The sequence below is a fragment of the Carboxydocella sp. ULO1 genome (genome assembly GCF_002049255.1).
Taxonomy (GTDB): domain Bacteria; phylum Bacillota.
In genome coordinates, this window is record NZ_BDLQ01000076.1 from 36,494 (window position 1) to 52,707 (window position 16,214).

Sequence of the window (16,214 nt, forward strand, 5' to 3'; positions counted from 1 at the left end):
TTTCAGCACTAGATGTTTTTACTGATATTATCAATCACAGCATCCAGGATGTCCGTATCATCGATAATCCGCGGTCGGGCGATATTTGGATCCTTCAACTCGCCACCTTCCTGGCGTAACAGCAGGCGCGCCTCTTCTGCTTTGCCCTCTTCTACTTCCACAATTACCTTGCAGTTAACATCAGCTATTTCCTCGAACCGCCCATAACCACTGGCCATGGGGCTGGCCGCTGCCAGGGGAGATTTGCTCATATCCACCGCATGAGCGGCAGAGCGCAAAGTCAGGCCAGCCAGACTGGGTGCTCCCTCAGCACCGGCCAGATTGGTGTCCACATTCAGGTCTTCATTGTAATGGTCATTGATATCCATATAAACTTTGTTAAAGCCAGCAGCTTTCAAGCGGGCTACCGTTTCACTGGCCCGTTTGAGATTGCCAAAATAGGCCTCAATTTGCATACACACCCCTCCAGCCTTGCTGTTTAATAATAGTGTAGCCGGAGGGGTGTAGAAAGATACTAAAGGACAGAGTAAATTTCCTTGCCCTCTTCTTCAATCCTTTGCCTTAATTTACCATTGCGTAGTCAATTGAGTTCAATAATATCCACCTTCAGGATGCCAGCTGCTTCGTCTATAGCCAGGTAAAGCTCAGCGGGCAAATTTTCCGAGTTTTTTTTTATATTTTTATCCAAACCACTCATTTTAATTCTCCTTCTGTCCTTCTGGCCAGCTCCTGAAAATGTCCCCCATCGCGGAACAAAATCCGCCTAGCGCAGCTTGCCACCAAACTCCGCAGCTACAGCAGTCAGGATCCGCTCCTGCCGGGCATTTACTTCTTCATCGGTCAAGGTACGGTCAGCCGCCTGGTAATAGAGGCTGAGAGCCATGCTCTTCCATCCCGCCGGCACCTGGGTCCCCTGGTAGACATCGAAGATTTCCACCCGCTCCAGGATTTCATCGCCCTGTTCCCGCACTACCCGCAACAGTTCTTGCGCCGGGGTTTCCACCGGTACCAGCAGGGCCAAATCCCGGGCAATGCCGGGGAAGCGGGCCAGGGGCTGGTATTGTTTCACTCCACCTGCAACAGCAAAGAGATTTTCCAGGTACATTTCGCCAGTTACAATCTCCCCGCTCAATTCATAGTTTTCCACCACATCAGGGTGAAGCTGCCCGATCAAGGCCAGTTCCCGGCCGCCAGCTACTGCCCGTGCCGTACGGCCCGGATGGAAGGTGGGCAGGAAATCCACCGGCTGCCAGCGTACATCAGTAATACCTAACAGCTGAAATAATCCCTCGGCAATGCCTTTGGCCCAGTAGAAATCATAGGGCTGGCCTGCCCCCAGCCAGCTGCGAGGGCTGCTGCCCAGGCCCAGGAAGGCCAGCTCCAGGCTTTCCCGTGGCAATTCTCCTTCCCCCAGGGGCAGGAAAACATGACCCTGTTCAAAAATGGCCATTTCCCTGAGCCGCCGGTTATAATTGCGTCGCGCTGTCTCCAGCAGGCCCGGCAGGAGAGTGGTCCGCATTTGTGATGCTTCCTCACTGAGAGGATTCTGGATTACTACCGCCCGGGCCAGGGGACTGCCCTGGGGCAGGTTCAACTTCTCCAGCTGGCCGGGATTGGCAAAGCTGAGATTGATCACTTCCGTCAGGCCCGCTCCGACCAGATAGTCCCGCACCCGGGCCGCCAGGGCCTGTTCCCGCTTCAAGCGTCCCTGGGTGGTAGCCATTACCGGCAAATCAGTAGGAATGCGGTCGTAGCCATAGAGCCGGGCTACTTCCTCAATCAGATCAGCTTCAATGCTCAGGTCCTGGCGCCGGCTGGGAACTGTTACTACCAGTACGCCCGGTTCCGCTTCGTTCACGGTCAAACCCAGGCGTTCCAGCAGCTCAGCAATTTCTGCAGAGGTCAGCTGCAGCCCCAGATAGGAATTAACCCGCTGGGTTTTCAGCCTGATCACCGGTGCCTGCCACTTTTCCACCTGTACATCAACCATACCGGCTGCCACTTGCCCGCCAGCCAGCCGTTCCAGCAAATGGGCCGCCCGCCGGGCAGCTAATGGTGCCAGCTCAGGATCCAGTCCCTTTTCAAAGCGCAGGGATGCTTCTGACCTCAGCCCCAGTTTGCGGGAGGTCCGGCGCACAGTGGCTCCGGCAAACCAGGCCGATTCCAGCAGAATATGGCTGGTAGCCGCTGTTACCTCAGTATCCAGTCCACCCATGACCCCGGCCAGAGCCACGGCCCGCTGGCTGTCGGCAATGACCAGGTCATCATTGCTCAGCGTCCGCTCTTGCCCGTCCAAAGTGGTCAGCTCTTCGCCCTCTGCTGCCCGCCGCACCACAATCCGCTGTCCCTGCAAGGTATCATAATCGAAAGCATGCAGGGGTTGGCCTAGTTCCAGCATGACATAGTTGGTAATATCCACCACATTGTTGATGGGACGTACTCCCGCTGCTTGCAAACGATTTTGCAGCCATAGGGGTGAAGGCCCCAGCTTGACTTCCCGAATAACCGTTGCTGTGTAGCGTTTACATAGATCAGCAGCAACGATATCCACCTGGACCTGTTCCGCTGCCCCCGGCTGGTATTCCCGGTAATCCAGGGCCGGCAGGCGCACTTCCCGGCCCAGTAAAGCCGCCACCTCATAGGCTACTCCCAGCATGGACAGGCAATCCGACCGGTTGGGGGTGAGTTCCAGCTCCAGAACCACATCATTTAAGCCCAGAATTTCCTTGATATCTGCTCCCAGGGGGATGTCCGGAGGCAGAATCAGGATCCCGTCCTGTTGTCCTTCCGGCAGCAATCGTTTTTCAATCCCCAGTTCTTCTCCGGAACAGAGCATGCCATTGGACTCTATCCCTCTGAGTTTGCCCCGCTTGATTTTGATATCCCCCGGCAGCCGCGCTCCCACCAGGGCCACGGGCACCACATCCCCGGCCTGGACATTGGTGGCACCGGTAACGATTTGCAGCCACTCAGCTTCCCCGACATTGACCTGGCAAATCCGCAGCTTATCGGCATTGGGATGGGCTTCAATCTTTTCCACCCGGCCCACGACTACCTTTTCTATCCCTTCCCCCCGGTAGTGCAGGTTTTCCACTGCTACCCCGGAACGGGTCATTTTTTCTGCCAGTTCCTCGGGGGTAATCCCCGTCAAATCCACATATTCCTGTAACCAGTTAAAGGAAACACGCACTCTCTCTTCCCTCCAGTCTAAAATTGTTGCAGGAAACGCAAGTCATTATCAAAGAGCAGGCGCAGGTCATCGATACCGTATTTCAGCATAGCGATCCGCTCTACCCCCATGCCAAAGGCAAAGCCAGTCACTTCCTCGGGATTATAGCCGGACATGGCCAGTACATTGGGGTGAACCATCCCGGCCCCTAAAATCTCCAGCCACCCTGTCCCTTTGCAAACCCGGCAGCCCGCACCGCCGCACATCATACAGGAAATATCCACCTCGGCACTGGGTTCAGTAAAGGGAAAGAAACTGGGGCGGAGGCGGATTTCCCGCTCCGGTCCGAACATTTGCCGGGCGAACAGTAGCAGCGTACCCTTGAGATGGGCAAAAGAAATATCGCGATCTATCACCAGCCCCTCCACCTGGTGGAACATGGGAGAATGGGTAGCATCATCATCGCGTCGATAGACTTTGCCCGGAGCGATAATTTTCACTGGCACCTGAGGCCGCATGGCCTCCATGGTACGTACCTGTACCGGTGAAGTATGGGTACGCAGCAGAATTTCCGAGGTTACATAAAAGGAATCCTGCATATCCCGGGCCGGATGATCCCTGGGGATATTCAATGCTTCGAAATTATAGTAGTCATATTCTACTTCCGGGCCCTCCGCCACGGCAAAGCCCATACCCATGAAGATTTCCTGGATTTCCTCCAGCACCTGGGTGAGAGGATGCTTATGGCCTCTTAATACCGGGCGGCCGGGTAAAGTAACATCAATTTTTTCCCGGGCCAGCCTTTCCTGTTTGGCTTTTTCCTTCAGCTCAGCGGTTTTTCTCTCCAGAGCTGACTCCAATCGCTCCCTTACCGTATTGGCCAGCTGGCCGATGACCGGCCGCTCTTCCGGGCTTAGTGTTCCCATGCCGCGCAGGATTTGAGTCAGTTCCCCTTTCTTGCCCAGATATTTTACCCGTATTTCATTTAATGCGTTCAGGTCCTGAACCCCGCTGATTTCCTGCAGGGCCGTCTGTTCCATTTGCTCCAGTTGTTGCCGCACAGTCGCTTTCCTCCTTATGCCAAACTTTTTCCAACCGCCCTCGCCACAGGCTCCAGTTCCTGTAAGAGGCGGGCAAATTGCTCGAAATTGAGGGATTGTTGCCCATCACACAAAGCCTGGTCAGGCTCCGGATGCACTTCAATCAAAAGCCCATCAGCACCACAGGCTACCGCTCCCCGGGCCAGCGGCCCCACCAGCCGTCTTTGCCCGCTGGCATGGCTGGGGTCCACCACTACCGGAAAACCCACTTCCTGTTTGAGCCAGGCTACCGCCCCCAGGTCCAGGGTATTGCGGGTAGCCGGTTCAAAGGTGCGAATCCCCCGTTCACAGAGGATAATCTGATCATTGCCTTCCGCCAGAATGTATTCGGCTGCCGCTAACCATTCCTGCAGGGTGGCCGCCAGGCCCCGCTTCAGGAGTACCGGTTTACCCAGGCGACCGACTTTGCGCAAAAGGCTGAAATTCTGCATATTGCGGGAACCGATCTGGATGATATCCAGCACCTCTGCTCCCGCCCGCAGGGAATCCTCATCGATTACTTCCGAAACCAGCAAAAGTCCGTATCTGGCCTTGGCTTCAGCCAGTAATTCCAGGCCAGCTTCCCCCAGGCCCTGAAACCCCCTGGGACTGGTACGGGGTTTAAAAGCACCCCCGCGCATGACTTTTATTCCTAATTTGTGCAGCGCTTCAGCACAGGCCAGAACCTGTTGACGGCTTTCCACGGCGCAAGGACCGGCCATGGGCACCACCTGGCTGCCGCCAAAAAAGATCTCACCCACCTTCACCGGTTTAGGATTGGGGTTTTTCAATACCTGCATTTCCATCCCATGACCCTCCTTTTGCTTTAGAAATAAAATAAGCTTCGTCCCAAAATAATGGGACGAAGCCTGTGCTCCGCGGTACCACCCAGTTTCCGGCTGATAGCCGGCACTCATTAAGCATACGGGACCGTAAGTCCGATATGCCCCCCGGGATAACGGTCAGGGTGGCCGGCCGCACCTACTGGCCGAAATGGCGTTCAGCTGGCTGCTCAGGAGGGAACTTCGCTACGGCTAACCTGGCAGGGCTTCCAGTCGCCGACCCCGCCTCCCTGGGAGGTATGACCCGTGCTACTTTTCTCCGTCATCGCTTTTATTGTTTTGTTTGCTGAGTATTATATACAATTTTCGCGTTCAATGTCAAGTTATAAGCAAAATTTATCACCAGCTCAATCTGATAAAAAACTTTAATTGGACGAAAAAAAGTAATTTATGCTATAGTAACCATGAAATAAGATTAGCTTGAAGGAGATGAGGGTTGTGAACAGAAAAGCACTCACCCTGTTGCTCATACTGGTGGCCTTGCTGTCCGCAGCTTGCAGCCAGCAAACAGCCACTACCAGTGAGAAGAAAGAGCAGCCCAAGGTATTACGGGTCGGCCTCATACCCAACCAGGCCCCGGAGAAAATTAAAGCCAAATATGAGCCTTTCCGCAAATATCTCGAGGAAAAGCTGGGCCTGCCGGTAGAGCTGTTTGTTGCCACCAACTATGCCGGTGTAGTAGAAGCAATGGCTGCAGATAAACTGGATATGGCCTATTTCGGCGGTCTCACCTATGTACAGGCCAAACAAAAAGCGAAAATTCATCCTATCGTCACGGAGATTGACAGTGAAACCAAAACTACCAAATACTACAGCCTGATTATTACCCCGGCCAATAGCCCTATTAAAACCCTGCAGGATTTGAAAGGCAAAACCTTCGCCTTCGGGGATATTAACTCCACCTCCGGTTCCCTGTATCCACGGATTATGCTGGACCGGGCCGGGCTGAAGGTACCGGATGATTTCGCCAATATCATCTATACCGGCAAACATGATGCCACTGCTCTGGCTGTTCAGAATGGCAAAGTGGATGCCGGCGGCCTGGAGGGCCGAATTTTGAACAAGCTAATTGAAGATGGCAAAATCGACAAAAACAAAATCCGTATTCTGGCCAAATCTGACCCCATTGAAGGGTATCCCTGGTGTGTCCAGGACAGCATGGACCCTCAGCTGGAAGCAAAAATAGTGGACGCTTTTCTCAGCATCAAAGATCCGGAGTTGCTCAAGCTTTTACGGGCTGAAGGCTTTGCCAGGGTTAAAGCCGAAGACTACGCCTATGTAGAACAGGAAGCCAGACGACTGGGGTTGTTAAAACAATGAAGCCGATCATACAGGTAGAGAATGTCAGCAAGGTCTATGGCAATGGTACCCAGGCCCTCAAAGAAGTGTCTTTTTCAATCCAGGCGGGAGAACGGGTGGGAATTCTCGGGCCCAGCGGCTCCGGGAAAACCACCCTTTTCCGGCTTTTAAACGGCTCGCTATTACCCACTTCCGGCAGAATCTCGGTGCTGGGGCAGGACCTGGACAGGCTCAGCCATCGGGAATTGCGCCAGCTTCGCACCCGTATCTCCCTGATCTATCAAAACTATAATCTGATTTCGGAACTTAGTGTTGCCCACAATGTCAACATGGGCCGTCTGGGCAGTATCTCTCCCTGGCAGGTCTGGCGCTCCCTCTGGTGGCTGACTGCCCGGGAACGGGAGGAAATCCAGGCAGTACTGGCCAGTGTCGGTCTGGCCGATAAACTGGAAGTGAAGGCCAGTGAACTTTCCGGGGGTCAGCAGCAACGGGTAGCGATTGCCCGTACCATCCTGGCCCGGCCGCAAATTATCCTGGCTGATGAACCCATTGCTTCGGTGGATATCAACACTGCCCATCTTTTGCTCAATACCCTTCGGGAACTCAACGAAAATCACGGTACCACCCTGTTGTTCAACCTGCACCAGGTGGACTTTGCCCTGACCTACTGTCAGCGTCTGCTGGTCTTGCACAGAGGCCAGCTGGTCTATGATGGCCCACCGGAGGCTTTCCCCGGACCGGGGAGGTGGGCTGATGCTTAAGCGAATGATGCGCCATCTGACTCTGATCCTCTTTCTGCTGCTGCTGGTCAGCTGGAGTTTCAGCTATACTAAATTCCAGCCCGCTGCTTTCCGGGAAGCCGGTAACCTGAAGAACATGCAGGCCTTTCTGCTGGGCCTCTGGCCCCCGGATTTCAGCCCGGAATTTCTCAGAACTGTGGGCAAACTTCTGCTGGAAACCCTGGCTATTTCCACTGCCGGTACCGCCCTGGCAATCATGGGAGCCATTCCCCTGACTATCCTGGCTACCCCGCCCCGGGGTGAAGAGCTCTCCCGGGTCGCGCAGGGAACCCTGCCCTGGCTGCTGCGCTGGGGATTGTATTATCTCAGCCGCTCGCTTTTGAATCTCTGCCGGGCCGTCCCCGAGCTGCTCTGGGCCCTGATCTTTATCACCGCTGTCGGTCTGGGCCCTTTTCCGGGTGTACTGGCTCTGGCTACCCACAGTCTGGGCATTCTGGGCAAACTCTATGCCGAAATTCTTGAGGCGACTGACCAGCGGCTGGTAGATACGGTGCGGGCTACTGGCGCCTCTGAGCTGGCGGTGCTGCTTTATGCCCGCATTCCTGTAAATCTGCCGGTACTGCTCTCCTATACCCTCTTTCGCTGGGAATGCAACATGCGAGCTGCTACCGTCCTGGGTTTTGTGGGAGCCGGCGGGATCGGTACCCAGCTAACCCTCAGCATGCAGTTGTTTGCCTATCACGAAGTAGCTACTCTGGTGCTGGTTATTCTCCTCCTGGTTCTGGGGCTGGATTTACTGGGACAATTTATCCGCAACAGCCTGCTAAACCAGCCAATCACCTGCAAAGATGAACTGGAATAGAATAATGTTTTTCGCCTCTAGAAAAACTAATGCTGATCAAGGAGACAGGAGGCGAGAAACTTTGCAGTACCAGCAACAAAAAACCCTGCCCAGGGTAGCATATTTTTGTATGGAATATGGTCTTCACCCCCAGCTCCCTATTTATGCCGGTGGACTGGGAATTTTAGCCGGTGATTATCTCAAGGCGGCCCGGGACATGGGCTTGCCGGTAGTAGGTATCGGTATCCTCTGGGCTCAGGATTATACTGAACAATACATCGGGGCCGATGGTCGTCCCTATGATGTTTTCCCGACTTATGACTACAGTTTCCTGCAGGACACAGGTGTAACGGTTACCGTGAATGTGCGGGGCGAGGAAGTGGTTTGCCGCATCAAAAAAGTGGACCAGTATGGCAATGCTCCCCTATACCTGCTGGACACCAACTATCCCGGCAGCCGTCACGGCTGGATTACCTCCAAACTCTACGGCGGCAGAAACCAGGACCGGGTGGCCCAGGAAATTGTGCTGGGTATCGGCGGAGTGCGGGCTCTGAGGGCCCTGGGCATAGAAGTGGATATTTATCATTTCAATGAAGGCCATGCGGTTTTTGCCGGGCTGGAACTGATCCGGGAAAAAATGGCCCAGGGCCTCTCTTTTCAGGAAGCCTGGCGGGCCGCCCGCCGCCAGATTGTCTTTACTACCCATACACCGGTTCCGGCCGGAAATGAGGTGCATGACCACGGACTCCTGCAATTTATGGGCGCCTATAATGGCCTTACCTATGAGCAAATGCGTCTGATCGGCGGCGATCCCTTTGGCATGACGGTAGCCGGTTTGCGGCTCTCCTGTATTGCTAACGGAGTCTCCCGTATCCACGGGGAAGTAGCCCGCCGGATGTGGAAGCAGATAAGCAATTCTGCCCCCATCATTTCCGTCACCAATGGAGTACATGATCGAACCTGGCAGGATCCGGCCATCTGGGATGCCTATCAGAAGGGACAAAGTCTCTGGCCGGCCCACCAGGCAGCCAAACAGCGCTTAATCGATTTCATCCGCCAGCGTACCGGTACGCCTTTAAATCCCAGTGCCCTGCTGGTAGGATTTGCCCGGCGGGCTGCCCCGTATAAACGCTCGGACCTGATTTTCCGCAATACTTCCCTGATCGAGCCCCTGCTGCTGAACGGCAAATTGCAACTGGTCTTTTCCGGTAAAGCTCATCCTGCTGATGAACATGGCAAAAATATTATCGCCGACCTGGTCAAAATGGACCGCCGCTTTGGCGATGCCGTCGTCTTCCTGGAAAACTACAACATGGAAGTGGCCAAATACCTGGTTCAGGGCTGTGATGTCTGGCTCAATAACCCCAGGCGGCCCTTAGAAGCCAGCGGTACTTCGGGCATGAAGGCTGCCATGAATGGAGTGCTGAACCTGAGTGTCGTGGATGGCTGGGTAGCCGAAGGTCCCCAGCATGGTATCAGCGGCTGGCTGCTGGACCATGTAATTGAGAAAAATGCCGCCCACTGGGATCAGGACACCGAGGATCTGAAGGCCCTCTATCATATTCTGGTCAATGAAGTAATCCCCACCTACTATGAAGACAAGGACCGCTGGGGCCGGATGATGCGGGCCAGTATCGAAATGTCCCGGGAAAAATTCTCCGCCCATCGTATGATCCGGGAATATTATGAACAGCTCTACAGCAAAGGGGGTCGTGACCCTGAACGACGCACCTTTATCCATATCACTCCCGAAGGTATGGATATTTTTCAGTCTGTGCTGCCGGAAGCCGCCCATTAAAAAAGAGCCCATCTCCGGGCTCTTTTTTACAGTCCTTTACCTTTTTCCCTGGCTATGCGCAGCATTTCACCCACCGAGGCCCGGCGGGCAAACCCCCGCCTAAACGACGGAGTTCTGACGAATAGTTTCATACATCAGGATACCGGCAGCCACAGCCACATTCAGGGATTCGGCCCCTCCCGGCATGGGAATGGTTACCCGCTCCCGGGCCAGAGCCAGCAATTCAGGACTCAACCCCCGGCCTTCATTGCCCAGCAAAAGCAAGCGGGGCTGTCGCCAGTCTAACCGGTAATAGGGAACTGCTCCTTCCAGGGCAGTAGCTGTTACCCACCAGCCCAGTTCTGCTGCTGCCCGAACAGCGGCCAGGATGTCGGTCAACTCCCGGCAGGGCAGGTGAAAGATGGCACCCATGGTGGCCCGTACCGTTTTAGGATTATACAGATCGCAGCTATCCGGAGTGGTCCAAACCTCCCTGATACCGGCGGCAAAGGCAGTGCGAATGATGGTCCCCAGATTACCTGGATCCTGAATCCCATCCAGCACCAGTATTATTCCCCGCCCAAGCCGGGGGAGGGCAAAATCCTGCTGCCGTACCGGCACCACCGCCACCAGACCCTGCGGCGTCTCAGTGGCGCTGAGTTTGGCCAGCACCCCTTCACTAACCTCCTGGCAAGGAATGGCTCGTTCCTTTAACTGCCAAAACAGGGCCTGTCCCCGCTCTTTACCAATCCCGGCAGCTGTATAATAAACTTTAGTAACCGGATAATCGGCTTTCAGGACTTCTTCCAGCAAGCGCACTCCTTCCACCAGAAAAGCTTGCTGTTCGCGGCGCCCTCTGGCTGTCAGCAGGCGAGCCCGCTCCTTGATTTCCGGATTGGCTGTGGAGGTAATTATCACTTTTAGCCCTCCATCCGCAGTTTTTTCAGGGATTTGTTATCTCCGATCACTACCAGGATATCATTATTCATAATCATGGTCTGACCGCCGGGAGCGACGATGATTTCCTCCCCGCGCTTAATAGCCATGATGTTAACTTTGTACTTGTTACGAATATTGGACTGCGCCAGTGTCTTCCCCACCAGGTCATCGGGGGCAATGATTTCCAGGATACTGTAATCCCGGGAAAGTTCAATATGATCCAGCACATTGCAGGAAACCAGGTTTTGCGCTACCCTGACGGCCATATCCCGTTCCGGATATACCACCTGGTCAGCTCCTACCCTGGCCAGCACCTTGCCATGCAGTTCATTCTGGGCTTTGGCGATTACTTTTTTTACTCCCATTTCTTTCAGCATGACAGTAACCAGAATGCTGGCCTGCACATCGGCCCCGATCGCCACGATAACCTTGTCGAAGTTGGTCAGGCCCAGTTCCCGCAAGACAGCTTCATCCAGTACGTCCGCTTCCACAGCATGGGTAACAAAATCGCGGATTTCCTGCACCCGGTCTTCATCCTTGTCCACCGCCAGTACCTCATGCCCCATAGTCGTCAGGGTCTTAGCCATTGCGGTGCCGAAACGCCCCAAACCAATAACGGCAAATTGTTGCATTTTGCCTGCCTCCTTTTAACCCACCAGAATCTTCTCTTCTGGATGTCTGATCAGATTCGGCTTTTCCATCTGGGCCAGAGCCATAAACATGGTCAGGGGCCCCAGCCGCCCGATAAACATAGTCATGGTGATCAGCAGTTTCCCGGCCAGAGATAGTTTAGGAGTAAGCCCCAGGGTTAACCCCACAGTGCCGAAAGCAGACACTGTCTCAAACAGGACAGTAAGATAATCCGCTTCCTCTGTGACGGTCAGAATCATGCTGACCAAACTGACTACACCAATGGCCAGGGCAGTGATGGCCATGGCCCGGTAGATTATTTCCTGGCCCAAACGGCGTTCAAACACTTCCACTTCCGTTTTGCCCCTTACCACAGACCAGACTGCCGCAGCCAGGGCTCCGAAGGTGGTGGTCTTGATCCCGCCCCCGGTCGACCCCGGGGAAGCCCCGATAAACATCAGCATAATCAGGATGATAACCGTAGTCGGACGGATATGGGCCAGATCCAGGGTATTAAAACCGGCAGTACGCGGGGTAACTGCCTGAAAGAGACTGGCCAGAATTTTGGTATCCCAGGCCAGGGGCCGCAAAGTAAAGGGGTTACTGAATTCCAGAAAATACACGGCAACCGCACCAATGATCACCAGAGCCGAAGATATAGCAAAAACCATTTTACTGTGCAGGGACAACTGTTTCCATTTCCGGTGTTTCCCCCGGTGAATTTCAGCAATAACAGCAAAGCCCAAACCGCCCAGGGTAATCAGAGCCATCACCGTCAGATTGAGGCCCCAGTTACCCACTTCACTGGTAAGACTGGAAAAATTGCCGAACAGGTCAAACCCGGCATTGCAAAATGCACTTATACCATGAAAGATGCCATACCAGAGAGCTTGTCCCCAGCCCAGGCGCTCATGCAGAAAATACGCAATCAAAAGGGCACCTGTGCCTTCAATGATAATTGTGGTAACCAGCACATACCGGGCCAGCTTGACCATCCCCTGTAATGACCACTGGTTCAGAGATTCCCTGATCAGGATCCGTTCCTTTAACCCAATTTTCCGCCCCAGCAAAACAAAGATGTAGGCGGTCATGGTCATAAAGCCCAATCCCCCTATTTGAATAAGGCTGAGCAACACAATCTGCCCAAACAGGGTAAAGGTGGTGGCTGTATCCACCACAACCAGGCCAGTTACGCAAACGGCTGAAGTGGCTTCAAACAGGGCATCCACAAAAGCTAAGCCCTGCCCGTTTTTAGTGGCAATGGGTAAGGTAAGCAGGAAAGCACCCAGCAAAATAACAGTTGCAAAACCAATTACCAGTACCCTGGCCGGAGCTGTCAGCCAGGTCCAAATCCTTCGCATAAAATGAGCCTCCCCGGTTTTTTCAGGGTTTTTCGTCATAGATGTAAAGGGCATGGCAATGCCATACCCTTTTTTATTCTTACCCGGTATTCAGCTTGCAATTACAGGCTGGCCTTGGCTTTTTCCACCAGCTGGCTGAAAGCCTGCATATCATTGACAGCCAGGTCGGCCAGCATCTTCCGGTTGATTTCGATACCGGCCTTTTTCAGGCCATTGATCAAGCGGCTATAGGAGATGCCATTCATCCGGGCAGCAGCATTGATCCGGGCAATCCACAGTTTGCGGAATTCGCCCTTGCGATCCTTCCGGTCCCGGTAGGCATACATCAGGGACTTCATCACCTGCTGGTTAGCCATGCGGAATTTCTTGGACTTAGCACCCCAGTAGCCTTTGGCCAGTTTCAAAATCTTTTTATGTCTTCTCCGTGTTACGGTACCACCTTTAACGCGCGGCATTGACCTTTACCTCCTTTAGTAGGGCAACAAGACCCGCAGTTTTCTTTCATTGGTTTTGTCAACTACTGTAGCAGTGCGCAAACGGCGCTTGCGAGCCGGAGCTTTCTTCTCCAGAATATGGCTGTGGAAAGCTCTTCTTCTTTTGAACTTTCCAGTTCCGGTTTTCTTGAAACGTTTAGCTGCACCGCGGTGGGTTTTCATCTTCGGCATAGCAGGATCCTCCTCCCTAGTCGTGTTGTTTTGGTGCAAGAATCATTATCATATTCCTGCCTTCCACTTTGGGGGCCCGTTCCACAACGGCATAGTCCCGGACATAGTCGGCCAGCCGTTCCAGCAGCTGTTGGCCCAGCTCGGGGTGAGTGATTTCCCGGCCCCGGAACATGATGGTGGCCTTGACTTTGTCGCCATCCTTCAGAAAGCGCAGGACATGATTGGCTTTAACTTCAAAATCATGCTGCTCAATACTGGGACGCAGCTTAATTTCCTTAACACTGATCACTTTCTGTTTTTTCCGGGCTTCCTTTTCCCGTTTAGACTGCTCATAACGGTATTTGCCGTAATCCATAATCCGGCACACCGGCGGTTTGGCAGTAGGAGCCACCTCCACCAGGTCGAGATTACGCTCGGCCGCAATGCGCAGGGCATCCTTGATAGGCATGATGCCCAGCTGTTCCCCGTTTTCGTCCACTACGCGGACTTCCTTGACCCGGATCTCCTCATTGATACGCAATTCCTTGCTAATAATCAGTCACCTCCTGCTGAAATTACAAAAAGGCGGATGGATATCCATCCGCCTGAAAGTCCTCACTCTACGGCCAAGCCGTAATGTTCGACCCTATCAACCTCAGTGACCCGCTGTCCTGAGGTGAGAAGCGGATGGCTTCTGCTTGGTTGTCTCACTCAGCATAGTATAACATCCAGACCGGGATTAGTCAAGAGCTTTTTCCCGAATTTCCAGCAAGACCCTTTCCTGCAGTTCTTCCGGAGTCATGCTGCCCAGATCTCCCTGGCCCCGACGCCGTACGGCAACGGTACCAGCTTCCACTTCCCTGTCCCCCAGTACCAGCATATAGGGGACTTTCTCCAGCTGGGCCTCCCGGATTTTGTAACCAATCTTTTCATTGCGGTCATCCAGCTCTACCCGGATGCCAGCCCCCTGCAGCTGCTGATACAGTTTCACGGCGTAATCCCGGGCCCGGTCGGTTACAGTCAACAGCTTAACCTGAACCGGTGCCAGCCACACCGGGAAAGCCCCGGCAAAATGTTCGGTCAGAATGCCAATAAAACGCTCGATAGAGCCAAAGACCACCCGGTGAATCATTACCGGCCTGTGTTTTTGCCCATCTTCACCCACATAGGTCAGGTCAAATTTCTCCGGCATCTGGAAGTCCAGCTGAATGGTACCGCACTGCCAGGTCCGTCCCAGGCAATCCTTGAGGTGGAAGTCAATTTTAGGTCCGTAAAAGGCGCCATCCCCTTCATTGACCTTGTATTCCATCCCTCTGGCCTCCAGCGCCTCCCGCAGGGCACTGGTAGCCAGCTCCCAGATCTCATCTGACCCCATGGAGTCCTCCGGTCGGGTGGACAATTCCACTTTGTATTCGAAGCCGAAAGTGGAGTAAAATTTGTCGATTAACTCGATTACTCCCAGAATTTCGTCCTTAATCTGCTCTGGCAACATGAAGATATGGGCATCATCCTGGGTAAAACAGCGCACCCGCATCAAGCCATGTAATACCCCCGATTTTTCATGGCGATGGACCAGCCCCATTTCCCCATAGCGCAAGGGCAAATCCCGATAGGAATGGAGCTGGGACCGGTAGACCAGAATAGCTCCAGGACAGTTCATCGGTTTGACAGCATAATCTTCGTCATCGATTTTAGTAAAATACATATTTTCTTTGTAGTGGGCCCAGTGGCCAGAACGCTCCCAGAGCTGCCGGTTCAGAATGATAGGAGTACGGATTTCCTGATAACCCGCCTTGCGATGCTCTTCCCGCCAGAAACTCTCCAGTTCATTGCGAATTATCATCCCTTTGGGGAAGAAGAAAGGAAAACCAGGGCCTTCATCCATAATATCAAACAGCTTCAATTCCTGGCCGATTTTGCGATGATCCCGGCGTTTGGCCTCTTCCAGCCGGAACAGATACTGTTCCAGGTCTTCCTTTTTGAAAAAGGCAGTAGCATAAAGGCGCTGCAGCATCTTGTTCTTTTCACTGCCCCGCCAGTAGGCTCCGGCAATGCTCATGATCTTGAAAGCCTTGATCCGGCCACTGGAGGGCAAATGGGGCCCGGCACAGAGGTCAACAAAATCCCCCACCTGGTAAATGCTGATCACCGCATCTTCCGGCAGGTCATTGATGATCTCCACCTTGTAGATTTCTCCCCGTTTCCCGAACAGGGCCAGCGCCTCCTCCCGGCTGATTTCCTTACGGATAAAGGGCAAATCCTCTTTGACCAATCGGGCCATTTCCGCCTCGATAGCGGCAAAATCCTCGGGAGTAAAGGTATGGGGGCTGTCAAAGTCATAGTAAAAACCATCGGCAATGGCCGGACCAATCCCAAATTTAGTACCAGGGTAAAGTTTCTGCACGGCAGCCGCCATAATATGAGCGGCACTATGGCGCAGGATTTCCAGCGCTTCCGGGCTCTCAGCTGTGATAATCTCCAGCGCCCCCGAACCAGGTAAAGGCTGATGCAAATCGATAATCCTGTCATTCATTTTCCCCGCCAGAGCGGCTTTGGCCAAACCCCGGCCGATACTGGCCGCTACCTCTGCTACTGTAGTTCCCTGCGGATACTCTCGCACTGAGCCATCTTTCAAAGTAATCTCTAACTGTTCAGCCATTGATTAAACCCCCTTTTTCTGCAGACCAAAAATAAAAAGCTTTCATCCCTATGGGACGAAAGCTCTGCTTCCGCGGTTCCACCCAAATTGTTTTGCCAGCTGGCAAAACCTCTCCATCCCGATAACGGCGGGCGCCGTCCGTCACTACTCACCAACCGGTTTTGGCAACGGCACTCCGGGGTGGTTTCATCTGCTCCTCTCCTTAGCAGGGCTTGCAGCCGGTGACCCCGCCTC

General features: G+C 53.7%; 15 protein-coding genes and 3 other annotated features (1 of these 18 cut by a window edge). Of the genes, 4 read left to right on the forward strand and 11 right to left on the reverse strand.

Annotated elements, in window-relative coordinates:
• Positions 1-8 precede the first annotated feature (8 nt).
• From ULO1_RS09570 to aroF, 4 genes are all read right to left on the reverse strand, one after another.
• Positions 9-455: a hypothetical protein gene (locus ULO1_RS09570; RefSeq protein WP_079907355.1), complete on the reverse strand. Its 447-nt coding sequence runs from the start codon at positions 453-455 to the stop codon at positions 9-11.
• Positions 456-763: 308 nt separating this feature from the next.
• Positions 764-3,190, reverse strand: a complete 2,427-nt coding sequence (gene pheT / locus ULO1_RS09575) for a phenylalanine--tRNA ligase subunit beta (RefSeq protein WP_079907356.1) — start codon at positions 3,188-3,190, stop codon at positions 764-766.
• Positions 3,191-3,207: 17 nt separating this feature from the next.
• The gene (gene pheS / locus ULO1_RS09580; protein WP_200805667.1) at positions 3,208-4,230 is read right to left on the reverse strand and encodes a phenylalanine--tRNA ligase subunit alpha; all 1,023 of its coding nucleotides are present in this window, start codon (positions 4,228-4,230) and stop codon (positions 3,208-3,210) included.
• Between the two features lie 14 nt (positions 4,231-4,244).
• Positions 4,245-5,054, reverse strand: coding sequence for a 3-deoxy-7-phosphoheptulonate synthase (gene aroF, locus ULO1_RS09585; protein WP_079907358.1), 810 nt, complete (start codon positions 5,052-5,054; stop codon positions 4,245-4,247).
• Between the two features lie 49 nt (positions 5,055-5,103).
• Positions 5,104-5,365 (reverse strand) — a binding site (T-box leader).
• A 163-nt stretch (positions 5,366-5,528) separates the two neighbouring features.
• Between aroF and phnD the strand changes: the two genes are divergently transcribed.
• The 4 genes from phnD to glgP all read left to right on the forward strand — a co-directional run bounded on the left by phnD (position 5,529) and on the right by glgP (position 9,768).
• Positions 5,529-6,410: a phosphate/phosphite/phosphonate ABC transporter substrate-binding protein gene (gene phnD, locus ULO1_RS09590; RefSeq protein WP_159446873.1), complete on the forward strand. Its 882-nt coding sequence runs from the start codon at positions 5,529-5,531 to the stop codon at positions 6,408-6,410.
• The gene (locus ULO1_RS09595) at positions 6,407-7,150 is read left to right on the forward strand and encodes a phosphonate ABC transporter ATP-binding protein (RefSeq protein ID WP_079933461.1); all 744 of its coding nucleotides are present in this window, start codon (positions 6,407-6,409) and stop codon (positions 7,148-7,150) included. Before phnD ends, ULO1_RS09595 begins: the two co-directional genes overlap by 4 nt.
• Positions 7,143-7,991: a phosphonate ABC transporter, permease protein PhnE gene (gene phnE, locus ULO1_RS09600; RefSeq protein ID WP_200805668.1), complete on the forward strand. Its 849-nt coding sequence runs from the start codon at positions 7,143-7,145 to the stop codon at positions 7,989-7,991. The genes ULO1_RS09595 and phnE overlap by 8 nt, the downstream gene beginning before the upstream one ends.
• 61 nt (positions 7,992-8,052) lie before the next feature.
• The gene (glgP, locus tag ULO1_RS09605; RefSeq protein WP_376738161.1) at positions 8,053-9,768 is read left to right on the forward strand and encodes an alpha-glucan family phosphorylase; all 1,716 of its coding nucleotides are present in this window, start codon (positions 8,053-8,055) and stop codon (positions 9,766-9,768) included.
• A 99-nt stretch (positions 9,769-9,867) separates the two neighbouring features.
• Here the strand turns inward: glgP and ULO1_RS09610 are convergent, their stop codons facing one another.
• The 7 genes from ULO1_RS09610 to thrS all read right to left on the reverse strand — a co-directional run bounded on the left by ULO1_RS09610 (position 9,868) and on the right by thrS (position 15,980).
• Positions 9,868-10,665, reverse strand: coding sequence for an RNA methyltransferase (locus ULO1_RS09610; protein ID WP_079933463.1), 798 nt, complete (start codon positions 10,663-10,665; stop codon positions 9,868-9,870).
• Positions 10,666-10,667: 2 nt separating this feature from the next.
• Positions 10,668-11,318: a TrkA family potassium uptake protein gene (locus ULO1_RS09615; protein ID WP_078665552.1), complete on the reverse strand. Its 651-nt coding sequence runs from the start codon at positions 11,316-11,318 to the stop codon at positions 10,668-10,670.
• Positions 11,319-11,333: 15 nt separating this feature from the next.
• A complete protein-coding gene (locus ULO1_RS09620; RefSeq protein ID WP_078665551.1) occupies positions 11,334-12,677 on the reverse strand; it encodes a TrkH family potassium uptake protein in 1,344 nt (447 codons plus the stop codon).
• Positions 12,678-12,778: 101 nt separating this feature from the next.
• Complete coding sequence (rplT, locus tag ULO1_RS09625) at positions 12,779-13,132, reverse strand: 50S ribosomal protein L20 (protein WP_078665550.1); 354 nt, start codon at positions 13,130-13,132, stop codon at positions 12,779-12,781.
• Between the two features lie 15 nt (positions 13,133-13,147).
• Entirely contained in the window at positions 13,148-13,342 is a 195-nt protein-coding gene (gene rpmI, locus ULO1_RS09630; RefSeq protein ID WP_078665549.1) for a 50S ribosomal protein L35, read from the reverse strand.
• A 16-nt stretch (positions 13,343-13,358) separates the two neighbouring features.
• A complete protein-coding gene (gene infC / locus ULO1_RS09635; RefSeq protein ID WP_242946648.1) occupies positions 13,359-13,856 on the reverse strand; it encodes a translation initiation factor IF-3 in 498 nt (165 codons plus the stop codon).
• A 36-nt stretch (positions 13,857-13,892) separates the two neighbouring features.
• Positions 13,893-14,027: a sequence feature (ribosomal protein L20 leader region), on the reverse strand.
• Between the two features lie 33 nt (positions 14,028-14,060).
• Positions 14,061-15,980 carry a threonine--tRNA ligase gene (gene thrS, locus ULO1_RS09640; protein ID WP_078665547.1) on the reverse strand — a complete coding sequence of 640 codons (1,920 nt, stop codon included), beginning with the start codon at positions 15,978-15,980 and terminating at the stop codon, positions 14,061-14,063.
• A 48-nt stretch (positions 15,981-16,028) separates the two neighbouring features.
• Positions 16,029-16,214 (reverse strand) — a binding site (T-box leader) (it continues 45 nt past the right edge of the window).